Source organism: Enterovirga sp. CN4-39, assembly GCF_049446235.1.
Lineage (GTDB): Bacteria > Pseudomonadota > Alphaproteobacteria > Rhizobiales > Beijerinckiaceae > Enterovirga.
Map to the genome: position 1 here is coordinate 180,475 of NZ_JBMSEF010000007.1, position 16,192 is coordinate 196,666.

17 protein-coding genes are annotated in these 16,192 nt (G+C 68.2%); 13 read left to right on the forward strand and 4 right to left on the reverse strand.

Annotated elements, in window-relative coordinates; translation table 11 throughout:
- Nucleotides 1–15: 15 nt before the first annotated feature.
- The 3 genes from ACO2SS_RS13840 to ACO2SS_RS13850 form a co-directional block, all read right to left on the reverse strand.
- A complete protein-coding gene (locus ACO2SS_RS13840) occupies nucleotides 16–1,332 on the reverse strand; it encodes an amidase (protein WP_423278256.1) in 1,317 nt (438 codons plus the stop codon).
- Between the two features lie 112 nt (nucleotides 1,333–1,444).
- On the reverse strand, nucleotides 1,445–2,341 hold the full coding sequence (locus ACO2SS_RS13845) for a LysR family transcriptional regulator (RefSeq protein WP_423278257.1): 897 nt from the start codon (nucleotides 2,339–2,341) through the stop codon (nucleotides 1,445–1,447).
- Nucleotides 2,338–3,147 (reverse strand): GntR family transcriptional regulator, encoded by an 810-nt coding sequence (locus ACO2SS_RS13850; protein WP_423278258.1) that lies wholly within the window; start codon nucleotides 3,145–3,147, stop codon nucleotides 2,338–2,340. The genes ACO2SS_RS13845 and ACO2SS_RS13850 overlap by 4 nt, the downstream gene beginning before the upstream one ends.
- Nucleotides 3,148–3,350: 203 nt before the next feature.
- On the opposite strand from ACO2SS_RS13850, the gene ACO2SS_RS13855 reads away from it, so the two are divergent.
- Genes ACO2SS_RS13855 through ACO2SS_RS13895 form a run of 9 tightly spaced genes read left to right on the forward strand, consistent with a single transcriptional unit; the run spans nucleotide 3,351 to nucleotide 12,160 of the window.
- Nucleotides 3,351–4,502 carry a CaiB/BaiF CoA transferase family protein gene (locus ACO2SS_RS13855; RefSeq protein ID WP_423278259.1) on the forward strand — a complete coding sequence of 384 codons (1,152 nt, stop codon included), beginning with the start codon at nucleotides 3,351–3,353 and terminating at the stop codon, nucleotides 4,500–4,502.
- A complete protein-coding gene (locus ACO2SS_RS13860) occupies nucleotides 4,499–5,383 on the forward strand; it encodes an ABC transporter permease (RefSeq protein ID WP_423278260.1) in 885 nt (294 codons plus the stop codon). The genes ACO2SS_RS13855 and ACO2SS_RS13860 overlap by 4 nt, the downstream gene beginning before the upstream one ends.
- A 1-nt stretch (nucleotide 5,384) precedes the next feature.
- A complete protein-coding gene (locus tag ACO2SS_RS13865; protein ID WP_423278261.1) occupies nucleotides 5,385–6,236 on the forward strand; it encodes an ABC transporter permease in 852 nt (283 codons plus the stop codon).
- A gap of 26 nt (nucleotides 6,237–6,262) precedes the next feature.
- The gene (locus tag ACO2SS_RS13870) at nucleotides 6,263–7,375 is read left to right on the forward strand and encodes an ABC transporter substrate-binding protein (RefSeq protein WP_423278262.1); all 1,113 of its coding nucleotides are present in this window, start codon (nucleotides 6,263–6,265) and stop codon (nucleotides 7,373–7,375) included.
- A 1-nt stretch (nucleotide 7,376) separates the two neighbouring features.
- Entirely contained in the window at nucleotides 7,377–8,546 is a 1,170-nt protein-coding gene (locus tag ACO2SS_RS13875; RefSeq protein WP_423278263.1) for an ABC transporter ATP-binding protein, read from the forward strand.
- Between the two features lie 50 nt (nucleotides 8,547–8,596).
- Nucleotides 8,597–9,481 (forward strand): alpha/beta fold hydrolase, encoded by an 885-nt coding sequence (locus ACO2SS_RS13880; RefSeq protein ID WP_423278264.1) that lies wholly within the window; start codon nucleotides 8,597–8,599, stop codon nucleotides 9,479–9,481.
- 25 nt (nucleotides 9,482–9,506) lie between these two features.
- Nucleotides 9,507–10,364, forward strand: a complete 858-nt coding sequence (locus ACO2SS_RS13885) for a sugar phosphate isomerase/epimerase family protein (protein WP_423278265.1) — start codon at nucleotides 9,507–9,509, stop codon at nucleotides 10,362–10,364.
- Nucleotides 10,361–11,338 carry an NAD-dependent epimerase/dehydratase family protein gene (locus ACO2SS_RS13890; RefSeq protein WP_423278266.1) on the forward strand — a complete coding sequence of 326 codons (978 nt, stop codon included), beginning with the start codon at nucleotides 10,361–10,363 and terminating at the stop codon, nucleotides 11,336–11,338. Before ACO2SS_RS13885 ends, ACO2SS_RS13890 begins: the two co-directional genes overlap by 4 nt.
- Nucleotides 11,339–11,383: 45 nt before the next feature.
- Nucleotides 11,384–12,160: an SDR family NAD(P)-dependent oxidoreductase gene (locus tag ACO2SS_RS13895; protein WP_423278267.1), complete on the forward strand. Its 777-nt coding sequence runs from the start codon at nucleotides 11,384–11,386 to the stop codon at nucleotides 12,158–12,160.
- Nucleotides 12,161–12,189: 29 nt separating this feature from the next.
- On the opposite strand, the gene ACO2SS_RS13900 is transcribed toward ACO2SS_RS13895, so the two are convergent.
- Nucleotides 12,190–12,543, reverse strand: coding sequence for a hypothetical protein (locus ACO2SS_RS13900; protein ID WP_423278268.1), 354 nt, complete (start codon nucleotides 12,541–12,543; stop codon nucleotides 12,190–12,192).
- A 186-nt stretch (nucleotides 12,544–12,729) separates the two neighbouring features.
- Here ACO2SS_RS13900 and ACO2SS_RS13905 point away from each other — a divergent pair, with 186 nt between their 5' ends.
- Genes ACO2SS_RS13905 through ACO2SS_RS13920 form a run of 4 tightly spaced genes read left to right on the forward strand, consistent with a single transcriptional unit; the run spans nucleotide 12,730 to nucleotide 16,184 of the window.
- Complete coding sequence (locus ACO2SS_RS13905) at nucleotides 12,730–12,882, forward strand: hypothetical protein (protein WP_423278269.1); 153 nt, start codon at nucleotides 12,730–12,732, stop codon at nucleotides 12,880–12,882.
- A gap of 6 nt (nucleotides 12,883–12,888) precedes the next feature.
- The gene (locus tag ACO2SS_RS13910; protein WP_423278270.1) at nucleotides 12,889–13,725 is read left to right on the forward strand and encodes a cytochrome c oxidase subunit II; all 837 of its coding nucleotides are present in this window, start codon (nucleotides 12,889–12,891) and stop codon (nucleotides 13,723–13,725) included.
- Between the two features lie 24 nt (nucleotides 13,726–13,749).
- Nucleotides 13,750–15,510, forward strand: coding sequence for a cytochrome c oxidase subunit I (gene ctaD / locus ACO2SS_RS13915; protein WP_423278271.1), 1,761 nt, complete (start codon nucleotides 13,750–13,752; stop codon nucleotides 15,508–15,510).
- Between the two features lie 8 nt (nucleotides 15,511–15,518).
- Nucleotides 15,519–16,184, forward strand: a complete 666-nt coding sequence (locus tag ACO2SS_RS13920; RefSeq protein ID WP_423278272.1) for a cytochrome c oxidase subunit 3 — start codon at nucleotides 15,519–15,521, stop codon at nucleotides 16,182–16,184.
- The last annotated feature ends 8 nt before the right edge of the window (nucleotides 16,185–16,192 follow it).

Consider the following 16,192-nt stretch of genomic DNA (forward strand, 5'->3'; position numbering starts at 1 on the left):
GGAATCCGGGCGCTGCTAGCTGGAGGAGGCCGTGGCCGTGGGGCAGCGGCCGTGCCAATCGGTGGTCGCCTGGAGGCGGGCCGCGGTCGCAAGGAGGCGGGCCTCGCTGCCGGCAGGGCCGATCATCTGCAGCCCGATCGGCACCCCGCGCCCGTCAAATCCGCAGGGCACCGACAGGGCAGGGAGCCCGAGGAAGTTCACGAACCGCGTGAAGCGGCTCATCGCGTAGAGAACCCGCGGCTGGAAGTCGGCGCTCGCCGGGTCGGTCTGCGAGGCGAGGGGCGTCTCGATAGGCATGACCGGCAGCAGCGCCAGCTCCGCCCCGCCGAGCCTGTCGAAGAAGGCCGCCGTGAGGTCGGCTCGGGCCGCGAGGCTGTCGGCGAGAACGCCGTCCGTGATCTCGAGGCCCTTCGTCAGGCGCCGCGCCAGGGTCGGCGAGAGGCGCCCCCCGTCGAAGGGGCGATGTGCATGGGAGCGCGAGCTCTCCGCCTGCATGACGGTGAGCGCATGGCCGTCGATCTCTCCGAGGAGGTCGCCGAATTCGGCTGGCGCGATCGTAAGCCCGGCTCCGCGCAGGGCCTCGATACCGGCGGTAACGGCCTGCCGGACGGCCGGAGAGGCTTCCGCCATGCAATCCGACAGGATTGCAGCCTGGCCGAACGGTTCGGCCGACCCGGCCGGCGTCGTCTCGGACACGACGGGCAGGATTGCTGCGAGTTCCGCCGCGCTCCGCGCCATGAAGCCGATCGTGTCCATGCTGGGCGAGAGCGGCATGACGGCAGGGTCGAGCGGTCCGCCGCCGGTCGGCTTCAGGCCGGTGATGCCGCAGCAGCTCGCGGGAATGCGGACGGAGCCGCCCGTGTCGGAGCCGATGCCGAGCACCACCGCGCCACAGGCCACGAGGGCGGCCGAGCCGCTCGACGATCCTCCGGTCACGGCTTCCGGATGCCATGGATTGCGCGTCCGGCCGCGCTGCGCGTTGTAGCCGGACGGCTCGTAGGCGAGCTCGGTCATGGTGGCGACCGCGGCCTCGACGGCGCCGGCCCGGTCGAGCCGCCGCAGCAGCTCCGCAGTCCCGCCCGATGCCTCGCTGCTCGGGCGGACTCCGCCCCAGCCGGCGGCCCGGGCATCCCGATCGAGCATGTCCTTGGTCGCGTAGGGCATGTCGGCCAGGGGGCCGGCGCTCGCGGAGCTTGGCGAGGGTGCGAGCGCGGCGACGAAGGCGTTCAGCGTGGGGCCGTATTCCTGCAGGCGGCGGTTCGACGCCTGCAACTCGCGCCGGCGTTCCTCCGGAGAGAGCTTGGTCCAGTCCTGGAAACGCTGATTGTCCATCGGCTCGCAAGGTGCGGCGGACGGCCGCGAATGACGTTTGCGCGGAGCCTAGAGGGGCCGTTTCGGCCGCGGAACCGGAATTAGGCGGGGGCTGGTTTCGAAAAATTCGAATTCAGGAGATCGCGTCCCCCAGCAGGAACGCCATGAGACGCCGCGCGGGAGGGTCGAGCTCATCGATCGAGCGAACGCAGATCGCGAAATCACGGCGCGCCCATGGTTCGTCGAGCAACACGATCCGGAGGCCGAGCGCTTCCGCGAATGGACGGACGGCGTGTTCCGGAAGAATGCCGATCCCGAGATTCTTGGCGATCATCAGCCCGACGACCTCGAAGCTGCTGACCTGCACGCGCACCTTGAGATGCTGTCCGAGGTCGCGGGCCCGGTCGGCGAGAAGTCGGCGCAGGGCGGTCCTCGGCTCGAGCGTGACGATGTCCTCCTTGACAACATGGCCGAACCGGACGCCCTCAAGGGCCGCGAACGGGTGGGCAGCGGGCACCGCCACGACCAGGCGGTCGCCCCCGAAGGGAAAGCTCTGGAAGGGGTGGGCCTCCGCGCCGACGACGACGGCGCCCATGTCCACCCGCCTCTTCTCCAGCGCATCCAGGGTCCCGAGCGTCGGATGCTCCTCGAGCTCCAGCTTGATCTCTGGATTGGCCGTCAGGAACTGCGAAAGGTCCGATGCGAGGCGCTGGACCAGGACAGAACTCGACGCGCTGATCCGGACGAAGCCGCGTATCCCCGAGCGGTGCTCCTCGAGAAGCCCTCCGAGCTGCTCGGTCATGTGCAGGATGTCGCGCGCGTAGCGGAGGACAGTCAGGCCGGCCGCGGTCGGCTCGACGCCGTGCGGACGCCTGGCGAGCAGCGGACTCTTCGCCTGCTCCTCGAGGAGCTGGATGCGGCGGCTCGCGGCCGAGGGAGCGAGGTTCATGCGCTCGGCCGCCTGGCTCAGGCTCCGCAGCTCGCACGCGATCACGAAGAGTCGCAGGGTCTTCGAATCGTGGTGGTTCATGGCGCCCCGCGCGGCGGTGCATCCCCGCCGTCCAGGGCCGGATAGGCTTCCGTCAGGGCCCGGGCGATGATGCGGTGGGCCCGCCGAATCATCCGGGTCGCCCTGCGCTGCGCCATCGGGGCGTTCTGCAGGACGATCGCCTCCCTGACCTCGCGGTAGTTCTGGAGCGAGACCTCCAGCATCTCGTGCGTCCAGGTATGCGCGAGATAGCGGTAGCGGCGCGCCTGCTTGTCGATGCCTTCGAGGATCCGGGTGAGCGTCTTGTTTGCGCAATGCCGGTGGATGGCGGACGTGAAGGCGACGCTGTTCTTGAAGAATTCGGGGATGTTGCGCGCGGTGATCGCGGGCTCCAGCGCGTCGATGAACTCGGCGAGCTCGGTCTCGATCGCGCGATCCGGGTTCAGCGCGGCGCCCGCGGCCGCCAGGCCCTCGAGGGCGGCACGGCAGGAATAGACCTCGTCGAGGTCCTGGCGGCTGATCGGGGTCACCCGGACGCCCCGCCGGGCCGAGCGGATGATGAGCCCGTCCGCCTCCAGCGCTTTGAACGCTTCGCGGACGGGAGACCGGCTCACGCCGTAGCGGCTGCAGATCTCCTCTTCGGTCAGGCGAAAGCCGGGCTCGAAGCGAAGCGTGATGATTTCCTGCGACAGGGCGCGGGCCACCTCGGCGCCGATCACGGTCGGCAGCGCGAAGCTGGCTGCGCCGTCGCCCTCCGCTTCCGACGGCCTTTGAAACGGGCTGAGGGGAAGAAGCTCGCGCAAGTTTCCTAGCTCGAGCACGTCGGCCCGCCGGTCACGAAGACTCACGTTCTCATCTCTCCGCACCGGGCAGCACTAGCGCAGTTCGTGTCGGGCGTCAGGCGGCTGCGCGCCGGCGAGACCCGCCCAAAATTCTTGCGACCCGCTGCCTACCAAAGTCGCACAAATCCGGCGCCGCCGCCTTGCATCCCGGGTTCTTATGGGTCAGCATCGATCGTGTACAGTATACAAAACGGGGTGAGCGGGGGCCGATGGCCGGGGCACTGGAAGGGTTGAGAGTCCTCGATCTGTCGAGCCATCTCTCGGGCCCGTATTGCGCGATGCTGCTGGCGGATCATGGCGCCGACGTCATCAAGATCGAGCGGCCCGGGCGGGGCGACGAGGCACGCGCCATGCCGCCCTTCGTGGCGGGCGAGAGCGCGCCGTTCATGGTGTGGAACCGCAACAAGCGGTCGGTCGCGCTGGACCTGAAGAGCGAGGACGGAAGGCGGGCGCTGCAGGAGCTCGTGCGGACGGCCGACATCCTCATCGAGAACTTCCGGCCCGGAACGCTCGACCGGCTGGGGCTCGGCTGGTCCGAACTTTCGGCCCTCAACCCGCGCCTGATCTATGGCGCGATCTCCGGTTTCGGGCAGACGGGACCCTGGCGCGACCGCGGCGGGTTCGACCTCGTCACGCAGGGCATGTCCGGCCTGATGAGCGTCTGCGGTCCGGCCAATGGCCCGCCGCACAGGCTCCCGATCGCGCTCTCGGACATCGCCGCCGGGATGCATCTCGCCGTCGGCATCCTCGCCGCCGTCGAGGCGCGCCATCGCACCGGGCAAGGGCAGCAGGTCGAAGCCTCGCTCCTCGATTCGGCGATCTCGTTCGGCGTCTACGAGGCGGCCCATGTATTCGCCACCGGCGAGAGGCCGCCGCGGATCGGCCAGTCGCATCGGGGCAGCTCCCCCTACCAGGTCTTCCAGGCGGCCGATGGGTGGATCACGGTCGGCGGTGCGCAGCAGAATTTCTGGGAGGCGCTCTGCCGGATCCTGGAGGCGCCTGAGCTTCCCGCTGATCCCCGCTTCGCCACCAACCGGGATCGGGTCGCAAACAACGCGGTGCTCGTGGCGCTGCTGCAGGAGCGTTTCCGGCAGCGTCCGTCCGAGCATTGGCTGGACGCCTTCGATCGGGTCGGGCTTCCGGCCGGCCCGGTGCTCGACTTCGCCGAGGCGCTCTCCCATCCCCAGGTCGTGGCGCGCGAGATGGTGGTCGAGGCGGAGCACACGAAGGCGGGCCGCACCCATACGCTCGGCGTGCCCGCCAAGCTCTCCATGACGCCGGGCAGCATCAGGAATGCCGCCCCCGCTCTCGGGGAGCACACGCGCGAGGTGCTCGAGAGCATCGCAGGAGCAGCGGCATGAGCGGCGCGACGGCAGTGGCCGCCATTCCCCGTCGGCGCGACCTGCGCGCGCTTCTCGTCATCCCGGCTGCGCTCTGGCTGCTCGCCTTTGCGGTGGCGCCGCTGGTGATCCTGTTCGCGATGTCGTTCTGGACGTCGTCGATCTTCGGCACCACGACCGACTTCACGCTCGACAATTATCGCGTCATCGCGGACGACCCGATCTACTTCCAGGTCCTCCTGCAGACGCTCCGCATCGCGCTGACCGTGACGCTGCTGTCGCTGCTGGTCGGCTATCCGATGGCCTATTTCCTCGCCTCGCTCCAGGGGCCGAAGCGGGGCATCTTCCTGGTCCTGCTCTTCCTGCCGTTCTGGTCGAGCTACGTCGTCCGCACCTTCGTCTGGCTGCCGATGCTCGGCCGCAATGGCCTGGTGAACGCCGTGCTGCTGCAACTCGGCGTGATCTCCGAGCCGCTCGACTGGCTCCTCTACAACGAGGGCGCGACCCATGTCGGCCTCGTCTACGTCTACACGCTGTTCATGACGCTGCCGATCTACCTCTCGCTCGAGAGAATGGACCGGAACCTGATCGACGCCGCGGCGGATCTCGGTGCCGGCCCGTTCCGGACCTTCTTCCGCGTGACGCTCCCGCTCAGCATGCCGGGCGTGCTCTCGGGCTGCGTGATGGTCTTCCTGCTGGCCTGCGGGGCCTATGTCACGCCGCAGCTGCTCGGCGGCACATCCGGCATGATGTTCGGCAACGTCATCGCGCCCCAATACACGGTGACCAACAACTGGGCGCTCGGCGCGGCGCTGTCCGTCGTCCTCGTCGTGGTCGTCTTCCTGTGCCTCGTCGTCATCGGCCGGCGCGTGCGCCTCAACGACATCTTCATCGGGGGCTGACATGGCAACGATGGCCTTGAACACCAGCGCGTCGAACACCCGCGCCTCGCTGGACGTGCGCCAGCGCGGCGAGCGCCTGCGGCGGCTCCTCCTCTGGGGCTATGCCGGGCTGTTCTACTGCTTCCTCTACCTGCCGATCCTCCTGCTCGTCCTGCTGTCGTTCAACGACTCCCAGACGATCGGGCTGCCGTTCCAGGGCGTGACGCTGCGCTGGTACGAGGAGGTGCTGGGCTCGCCGGACATGCTCCGGTCGATCCTCAACAGCGTGATGCTCGGCATCGTGAGCGCCACCGTCGCGACACTGCTCGCCGTCCTGATGGCGCTCGGCTTCCGCCAGGAATTCCCCTTCAAGGCGGTCCTGATGAAGATCATCCTGCTGCCGATCCTCATCCCGGGGATCGTGGGCGGCGTGATCTACCTCGTCTTCTTCGGCTTCGCGGAGGTCGAGTTCGGCGTCTGGTCGACGGCGCTGCCTGTCCACATCACCTGGGTTCTCCCCTTCGCCTTCCTGACGCTGTTCCCGCGGGTGCACGGGCTCGACAGGAGCCTCGAGGAGGCTGCTGCCGACCTCGGTGCCCGGCCCCTCACGGTGTTCACCCGCGTGGTCCTTCCGATCATCAAGCCCGGGGTCATCGCGACCGCGATGTTCGCCTTCACGCTCTCCTTCGACGAGTTCATTCGGACGCTCTTCATCATCGGCAACCAGCGCACGGTGCCGGTGCACCTCTGGACGCTCCTGTCCGACCAGATGGCGCCGTTCCTGCCGGCCGTCGGCGTCGTCATCACGGTCATCTCGATGCTGGTCTCGGGCCTCGGCTTCGCCGCATCCGCACGCGCCGGTCGCGCGCACTGAACAACAACAGAGGAGAACGGAAAGAGATGTCGACATTCGACGAGCACAGCCGCGCTGCGATGGACCGGCGCAAGTTCCTGGGCACGAGCCTCGCGGGCGCCGCAGCGCTCGGCGGCTTCGGCACCACGGGGGCGTTTGCGCAGGGCGCCGAGATGACCGCCCTCATGGTGAACGCGATGCTCGGCCCGACGCTGAAGCCGATCGTCGAGCAGGAGGCGAAGGTCACCATCAAGGAAGGCGCCTTCCTGTCCGGGACGGACACGGTCTCCCGCCTCACCGCGCCGGGCGGCGCGCGCTACGATCTGATGAACTCGTCCTTCGCGTTCTCCAGCCCGGTCGTGATGGGCCCGAAGGCCGGCGCGGAGCGCGTGCAGCCGATCGACGTCTCGCTGATCCCGAACATGAAGTACATCAACGACCCTTCCAAGGAGGGGATCGGGCAGCGGGACGGCAAGGTCTACATGATCCCGCACAGCTGGGGCTTCGACTCAGTCCTCTACAGCCGCGACGTCGTCCCCGATAACGAGCCGCTCCTCGATTCCTGGGCGCTCCTCTTCGACGACAAGTATGCCGGCAAGATCGGCTGGTGGGACGTGGCGCACCAGATGCTGATGGCGGCGGGCCTCTACCTCGGACATACCGAGCCCGAGAAGATGGACCGCAACCAGCTGAACGAGGTCGCGAAGTTCCTGATCTCCAAGAAGAAGAACGTCCGCACGTTCTACACGACCTTCGCGCAGGGCTCGAACCTCCTGGCCGGCGGCGAGATCGCGATCTGCTACGGCGTCGTCCCGATGCGGGTCGAGCTGAAGAAGCGCGGCTTCAACATCGCCGGCGCCTGGCCGAAGGAAGGCGTGCTCTCGCTGATCAGCGCCTCCTACATCCCGAAGGACTCCAAGAACGTCGCGGGCGCCCACGCGGTCATCAACGCGATGCTCGGCGAGCGCTACGCGAAGGAGCTGTCGAACGGCTCCGGCTACCTCTCCGCGTCGAAATTCGCGCAGGAGGGCCTGACCGACGCCTACCGCAAGGAATACGGCTACGGGATCTTCGACGGCTCCGTGAAGCACTACCAGCTCAAGTTCCCGACCAACATGAACATGTGGATCGAGACCTGGAGCAAGGTGAAGAGCTCCTGAGATGGCATCGGCTAGCGCCGTGTCCCTCTCGTCGGGGCACGTTCAGGACAGGGGGGCGCCGCTCGCGGCGCCCCCGGCATCGACCTCCGGCGAGGTCTCCGTGTCGATCCGCGGGATCACGAAGTCCTTCGGCAAGACGACGGCGCTCGATGCCGCCAATCTCGAGATCCGCCGCGGCGAGTTCTTCTCGCTTCTCGGACCGTCCGGTTGCGGGAAGACGACGCTGCTCCGGATCATCGGCGGCTTCGAGACGCCCACGGGCGGCGATCTCCTCATTGCCGGTCGGAGCGCGCTCGGCGACCTCCCGTATCGTCGCCGGACGAACATGGTGTTCCAGCACGGTGCCCTGTTCCCGCACCTGACGGTGGCGCAGAACATCGCCTTCGGGCTCGAGATGAAGCGGCTGCCCAAGCCCCAGATCGCCAAGAAGGTCGAGGAGGCGCTCGCGCTGGTCCGGCTGTCCGGCTACGGGGACCGCAAGATCGACCAGCTCTCGGGTGGCCAGCGCCAGCGCATCGCCATGGCGCGCGCCCTCGTGAACGATCCCGAGGTGCTGCTTCTCGACGAGCCGCTCGGCGCGCTCGACCTCCAGCTCCGGCTGCAGATGCAGGAAGAGCTCCGCCGCCTGCACCGGGCGATCGGCGGCACCTTCATCTTCGTCACGCACGACCAGGGCGAGGCGATCACGATGTCCGACCGGATCGCCGTGATGAAGTCCGGCCGCATCCAGCAGGTCGGGACGCCGCGCGAGGTCTACGAGCGGCCGGCGAACAGGTTCGTGGCCGAGTTCATGGGCCATTCGAACTTCTACGACGGCGTGGTCGCCAGCCGCGGGCCGGACGGGGCCGGGACGGTCACCGTGAACGGACAGGCCTTCCCGACGCGTCTGCCGGCCGATGCGACGCCGGGCCAGAAGGTCTTCGTCGCGCTTCGCTACGAGAAGGTCGACGTCGCACCCGCGGCCCTGGCGGGCGGGGGCGCTCCGTCCCTGGAGGGCACGCTGGAGGAGGAGAGCTACATGGGCCCCTTCATCCGGCGCCGGGTCAATCTCGGACCCATGGGCGAGATCGTCTCGGATGCGGCGAATACCGGCCGGCAGCAGGCGATGGAGCCGGGCACGCGCGTTGCGGTGCACTGGTCCCTCGACAGCGCAACCGTCCTGACGAACTGAGCGAAGACACACACTCTGCGGAAATTCCGAACCAAGGATCGAGAACGACGATGCCGCACGCGACCGCGGATGACGGGGTGAAGCTGTACTACGAGGAGACCGGGTCCGGGCGGCTCGTGATCTTCGTGCATGAATTCGCCGGCAGCTACCGCAGCTGGGAGCCGCAGATGCGCCATTTCGGCCGGCGCTACCGCTGCGTGAGCTTTGCGGCGCGCGGATATCCGCCGTCCGACGTTCCGGAGGATCCCGCCTCGTATTCGCAGGCGCGCGCGGCAGACGACATCCTCGCGATCCTCGACCATCTCGGCGAGGAGAAGGCGCATGTGGTGGGCCTCTCCATGGGCGGGTTCGCAACGCTCCATTTCGGTTTCCGCCATGCCGCGCGGGCGCATTCGCTGATGGTCGGCGGCTGCGGCTACGGCGCGGAGACGGACAAGCGCGAGCGGTTCAAGGCGGAGGCCGACACCATCGCCGAGGCCCTCAAGCGGGACGGCATGGCCGCCTTTGCCGAGCGCTACGCCTATGGGCCGACGCGCGTGCAGTTCGAGAACAAGGACCCCCGCGGCTTCGCCGAGTTCAAGGCGATGCTGGCGGAGCATTCCGCGCTGGGCTCGGCCAACACGCAGCTCGGCGTCCAGCGCGAGCGGCCCTCGCTCTACGATCTCGTCGAGGACATGAAGAAGCTGACGGTCCCGACGCTCGTCCTGACGGGCGATGAGGACTGGCCCTGCCTCATGCCGGGCCTTCTCATGAAGCAGTCGATCCCGTCGGCCGCGCTCGCCGTGATCCCGAATTCCGGGCACACGATCAACATCGAGGAGCCGGACGAATTCAACCGGGTCGTCGGCGACTTCCTCGCCCAGGTGGATAGCGGCCGGTGGCCGAAGCGCGATCCGCGCTCCCAGAGCGCCTCGATCACGGGAATGAAGAGTTGAGCGCCGCAACGGGCCGGAGGACCTGATGCTGGGTCTTTCCATCAACCACTACCTGACGCCTGAAGGCTATTCGCTGACGCGCTTCCTCGACGAGGCGGCGGCGGTGGGTGCGGAGGGCGTCGGCATGACCGAGCGCGCCCTCTCCGAGATGGCGCTGCCGGAGCTCAAGCGCGCTCTTCGCGAGCGGAACCTCGTCGTCACCTCGCTCAACAGCTCGGGCTTCTTCCTCTGGGCCGACCCGGAGCGGGCGGCACGGCAGGCCGAGATCAACGCCCGGCTCATCGCCCGGGCGGCGGAGCTCGAAGCGGATACGCTCGTCCTGATCGGCGGCGGCCTGCACGACATGGGCGAGGAGCATCCGCGCAACCTCGCGGAGGCACGTCGGCGGGTCGAGGCCGAGCTCCCGGCCATCATCGAGGCGGCGGGCAGGGCGGGGGTGCGGCTCGGCATCGAGCCCATGCATCCGCTCCGCATCTTCACCAAGGCCTGCCTTAACACCCTCGCCCAGACGGAGGTGCTGCTCCAACGCCATCCCGACCTCGGCCTGGTGCTCGACCTGTTCCATTCCTGGTGGGAGCCCGATCTGCACGAGGCGCTCGGCCGGCTCGCCGATCGGATCACCCTCGTCCAGGTCTGCGGTGTCACCCAGTCCCGCACCGAGCCCGCCCTGCCGCGGCGCTGCCTGCCGGGCGAAGGCGTGATCGACCTGCCGGCGATCCTGAAGACGCTCGACCAGGCAGGCTATCGGGGCCGTTTCGAGTTCGAGCTCTTCGCGCAGGATCTCGACGGCCGCGAACCGGTCGACGTGATGCGGGCAGCGATGGCCGACTTCGCGTGGCTGGCCGGCGATGCGAACGCAGAGCAAGGGCGCCCCGTCGCATGAGCATCCTCGTCACCGGCGGTTCCGGCTTCGTCGGCATCAACATCGCGGCCGCGCTCCTCGAGCGCGGGGATGACGTCGTGCTTCTCGACGTGAACGCTCCGCCGGAGATGGCGGAGCGGCACCTCCGCTCCCTGCCCGGCACGCTCGCCATCGAGAGCGGCGATGTCCGGGACGGCGCCACGACGGCGCTCGCCATGAAGCGCCACGCGGTCCGTCGCGTCGTGCATGGGGCGGCCATCACGGCGGGCCCCGACCGCGAAACCTCGCAGGCGCGCTTCATCGCCGACGTGAATCTCGGCGGCACCATCGAGACCCTCGAGGCGGCGCTGGCGGCCGGCGTCACCCGTGTCGTGCAGCTCGGCACGGGATCGGTGTTCGGGGCGACGATCCAGCCCGGGACAGAGCTCATCGACGAGGGCGCCACGGTGCCTCTGCCGGACTCCCTCTACGGCATCACCAAATTCGCGGCCGAGCGCACCGCCTTGCGCTATCGCGACAAGCGGGGACTCGACGTGGTGGTCGGGCGGCTCGGCGTCGTGTTCGGGCCGTGGGAATACGCGACCGGCGTCCGGGATACGCTCAGCATCCCGTTTCAGCTCCTGCGCGCGGCGGAGGCGGGGGAGGTCGTCCGCTTCAGGCGCACGCTCCCGGACGACTGGGTCTACGTGAAGGATGTTGCGAGCGCCGTCGTCGCGCTGCTCGACATGGGACCGGCTCCGAACACCGTCTACCAGCTCGCGACGGGCGCGCGCTGGTCGGTGCCGGATTGGTGCGAGCGGCTGAAGCGTCGTTACCCGGGCTTCGACTACGCGGTGGTCGGGGACGACGAGCCGGTGACGATCGGGGCGACGCAGCCCTCCGCCCGCCCGCCATTCTCCGTCGAGCGACTGCGCCGCGATACCGGCTTTTCCGCCGCGTTCGGGGCCGACCAGGCCTTCGACGACTACCTGCGCTGGCGCGACGCGACCCGCTAGTGCCGGCCCTGACCTCCTCCGCTTCTCCTGTTTCGAAGGTGTCCCTTGTCCAGCATCCCTCTCGGCGCGGCATTCAGCCTTCACGGGAAGATCGCCGTCGTCACCGGCGCCGGTGGCGGGATCGGCAGCGCCATCGTCCAGACCTTCGCCGAGGCGGGCGCGAAGGTGGCGTGCCTTGACCTCGCCGCCCCCGAAGCGATCGCGGCGGGGATCCGCGAGTCCGGCGGCGAGGCGCTGGCGTTCGCCTGCGACGTGACTGACGAGGCTCGCACGCTCGCCGTCGCGGCCGAGGTGAAGGCCGCCTGGGGCGGCGCCCATGTCCTGGTCAACGGGGCTTCCAACGCCGACCCGAGCGGGACGGTGCTGGAGATCGGACTGGCGGACTGGAACCGCCTCTTCGCCGTGCAGGTCACGGGAGCCTATCTGATGAGCCGGGCCGTCCTTCCGCTCATCATCGCGAGCGGGGGCGGCAGCGTGATCCATATCGCGTCCCAGCTCGGCCATGTCGCCGCTGCCGGCCGGCCGGGCTACTGCGCCGCCAAGGGCGCCCTCCTGCAGCTCGCACGGGCGATGGCCCTCGACCATGCCGCCGACAAGGTGCGGGTCAACTCGCTCTCTCCCGGCGCGGTGGAGACCGGCCGGATGCTCCTTCGCCACGGCGACATGGCTACGGCGCTCGCCTACAACGCCCCGAAGCACATGCTGGGGCGGATCGGCCAGCCGATCGAGATCGCGCGGGGCGCGCTGTTCCTGGCGAGCGAGGCGTCCAGCTTCATGACCGGGACGGACCTGCTCGTGGATGGCGGCTACGCCAACATGTAGCCCGCCGGCGGCGCCGCCCGCACCGCGTGCTACGGGACGAGCGTCGGCCCGCAGATCAGCTTCAGCCACTCCGCCCTGTCCAGCGCGAAGGCCCATCCCGACAAGCCGGCCAATCCTGCCGCGCCGGATGCGAGCAGCAGCCCCCAGGCGGCTCCGGTTCGGGGCCAGTAGCGGGGATGCTCGGTCACGCCCGGCGCGATGGCGAAATGCGACGGACTGAGCCGCACGCCGTCGTCGCTCGCCCGCCAGCCGCCCTCGCTCCAGCGGCCGAGTCTCCATCCGCCCGTCTGCGGGTCGCAGAGGAGGAGGGCCCCGGAGCCTTTCAGCCGCGGAGGCATCTCGTCGATCGGATAAGGTGTTCGCCAGCGCAATCGACCATGCATCACCTGAGCTCCGCGTGATCGCCGACAACAATACAGCAGCTACATCAGTCTAGCAGCATGATGTTGCCAGGGGGCGACGCTGCGATCGGTTGACAAAGGGCAGGGGAGTGCAGGAGGATTTGCGCCTTCACCTTTGTCCTCGCCTGCTTCGTGGGCGGAAGGATTGGTGTGAAGGAGCGCGCTGCCATGGCGATCATGGAAGCCATTGTCGGTTTTGAGCCGAGCTCCATCCGCCGGGTTTCCGGATACTCTCCGCTTGTGCCGTTGCCGACCGCGCTGCCGGGCGCGCTTCTCGATCGAGGCGAGCTCCTGCTCAGCCTTGTGCGCGCGAAAAGGTGACGGGAGATGGCGATCGCGCTCGCTCTCGTCCTGATCGCGATCGGCTCCGTCGCCTTTCACCTGCTGAGCCCCTGGTGGTGGACCCCGATCGCGTCGAATTGGGGGTACATCGACGGAACCCTGGTGATCACCTTCTGGATTACCGGGGCCGTCTTCGTCGCCGTCCTGCTGTTCACGGCCTTCTGCGTCGTCCGCTTCCGGCACGGGTCGGGGAGGGCGGTGGAGTACGAGCCGGAGAGCAAGCGCCTCGAATTGGTCCTCACGGTCGCGACCGCCATCGGGGTGGGCGCCATGCTGGCTCCCGGGCTCTATGTCTGGAGCCAGTTCGTCACCGTCCCGCACGACGCGTCCGAGGTCGAGGTTGTGGGGCGGCAATGGTCCTGGAGCTATCGCCTGCCCGGCAAGGACGGGAAGCTCGGGACGGCCGACACCCGGGCCGTCACGGCCGAGAACCCGCTCGGGCTGAACCCCAACGATCCCGCCGGACAGGATGACCTCGTGATCGAGGCCGACGACCTCGTCCTCGAGGTCAACAAGCCGATCAAGGTTCTGCTGCGCTCGCTCGACGTCCTGCACGATTTCTACGTGCCCGAGTTCCGCGGCAAGATGGACATGATCCCCGGCGCGGTCACCTATTTCTGGCTGACCCCGACCCGGACGGGCACCTACGACATCCTGTGCGCGGAGCTCTGCGGTGTCGGGCATCCGCAGATGCGGGGCCAGGTCGTCGTCGCGGACGAGGCCGCCTACCAGGCCTGGATCGACAAGCAGAAGACCTTCGCGGAGCTGTACGGGCCCCAGCGAACGAAAAAGGCGAGCTACGAGGTGGCGCCGACGGAGTGAACGCCACCCGCTGGGAGGACGTGCATGAGCGATGTCGCACTAGGCCCGGACGACCGCATCCCGCCGGCCGAAGTCGCGGATGTCGAACTCTATCACCCGCACAGCTTCGTCACGAAGTGGGTGTTCTCTCAGGACGCCAAGGTCATCGCCATCCAATACGCGATGACCGCGATGACGATCGGCCTCGTCGCGCTCGTGCTGTCCTGGCTGATCCGCCTGCAGCTCGGCTTTCCGGGCACCTTCTCCTTCATCGATCCGAGCCAGTACCTCCAGTACATCACCATGCACGGCATGATCATGGTGATCTATCTGCTCACCGCACTCTTCCTCGGCGGCTTCGGAAACTACCTGATCCCCCTGATGGTCGGCGCGCGGGACATGGTGTTCCCGTACATCAACATGCTGAGCTACTGGATTTACCTGCTCGCCGTGCTCGTCCTCGTGGCGAGCTTCTTCGTGCCGGGCGGGCCGACGGGCGCCGGCTGGACGCTCTATCCGCCGCAATCGATCCTTCCGGGCACGCCCGGCTACGAGTGGGGCATCATCCTGATGCTCGTCTCGCTCATCATCTTCATCATCGGCTTCACGATGGGCGGGCTGAACTACGTGGTCACCGTCCTGCAGGGCCGCACGCGCGGCATGACGATGATGCGGCTGCCCCTGACCGTCTGGGGCATCTTCACGGCGACCGTGCTCGCGCTCCTCGCCTTCCCGGCCCTCTTCGTCGCCTGCGTGATGATGCTGTTCGACCGCCTGCTCGGCACCAGCTTCTTCATGCCGACGCTGGTCTCGATGGGCGAGCAGCTGAAATACGGCGGCGGGAGCCCGCTCCTCTTCCAGCATCTCTTCTGGTTCTTCGGGCATCCCGAAGTCTACATCGTCGCCCTGCCGGCCTTCGGCATCGTGTCCGACCTGATCGCCGTGCATGCCCGCCGCAACATCTTCGGCTACCGCATGATGGTCTGGGCGATCATCGCCATCACGGTGCTCAGCTTCGTCGTCTGGGCGCACCACATGTATGTGAGCGGGATGAACCCGTGGTTCGGGTTCTTCTTCGCGACGACCACGCTGATGATCGCCATCCCGACCGCGATCAAGGTCTATAACTGGGTGCTGACCCTGTGGCGGGGCGACATCCACCTGCGCGTGCCGATGCTGTTCGCGCTCGCCTTCATCGTCACCTTCGTGAATGGCGGGCTGACGGGTCTCTTCCTCGGCAACGTCGTGGTCGACGTGCCCCTCTCCGACACGATGTTCGTCGTCGCGCATTTCCACATGGTGATGGGCGTTGCGCCCATCATGGTGATCTTCGGCGCGATCTATCACTGGTACCCGAAGATCACCGGCCGGATGTACAACGACGTGCTCGGCAAGGTGCATTTCTGGGTCACGTTCCTCGGCGCCTACGCGATCTTCTTCCCGATGCACTATCTCGGCCTGCTCGGGATGCCGCGCCGCTATCACGACATCGGCCAGACGAGCTTCATCCCCGATTCTGCCCATACGCTGAACGCCTTCATCAGCGTGGCCGCGCTCGTCGTCGGCGCGACGCAGCTCCTGTTCCTGTTCAACCTGTTCTGGAGCCTTCGCTACGGGGCTAAGGCGGACGGCAATCCCTGGCACGCGACGACGCTCGAGTGGCAGACGCCGCAGACCCCACCCGCTCACGGCAACTGGGGCAAGGAACTCCCGGTCGTCTACCGCTGGGCCTACGACTACAACGTGCCCGGCGCCGACAGGGACTTCGTCCCCCAGAACCAGCCCACGCTGAGATCGACGGCTTAGGGGGCGGCATGGGCGCGACGATCCTCGTCATCGCGCTGATCGGCGTCGTCGCCTCCTTCTGGCTCGCGCGGCAGCGCCTCTCCGCCAAGCCATGGCTGGAGGCCGGTCCCCTGGGCGAGTTCCCCGGGACCGGGCCGCTGGCCGCGGATCCGGCGAAGATCGCCCTCGGCATGTTCCTGGCCGTCGTCGCCTCGCTCTTCGCCCTGTTCGCCGGCGCCTACCTGATGCGCATGCAGCTCGGCGACTGGCGGACGCTGCCGAAGCCCGGGATCCTCTGGGTCAACACGGGGATCCTGGTCCTTGCCAGCGGCGCCCTCGTCTGGGCGCAGGAGGCCGCGGATCGGGGCTCTCTCGCGCAGACGCGCCGCGCGATCCTGCTTGCTGCCGTCGCCTCGCTCGCCTTCCTGGCCGGGCAGGTCCTCGCCTGGCGTGATCTGGTGCGGGACGGCTATTTCCTCGCCACGAACCCGGCGGCGACGTTCTTCTACCTGATCACCGGAATGCACGGGCTCCACCTGCTCGGAGGCCTCGTCGCGCTCGGCCGCACCGCAAGCCGCGCCTGGGGCGAGACGGACGCCGCGGCCCTGCGGCCCAGCCTCGATCTCTGCGCCATCTACTGGCACTTCCTGCTGCTGGTCTGGTGCCTCCTGTTCAGCCTGTTCCTGGTGACCTGAGGAGAGGG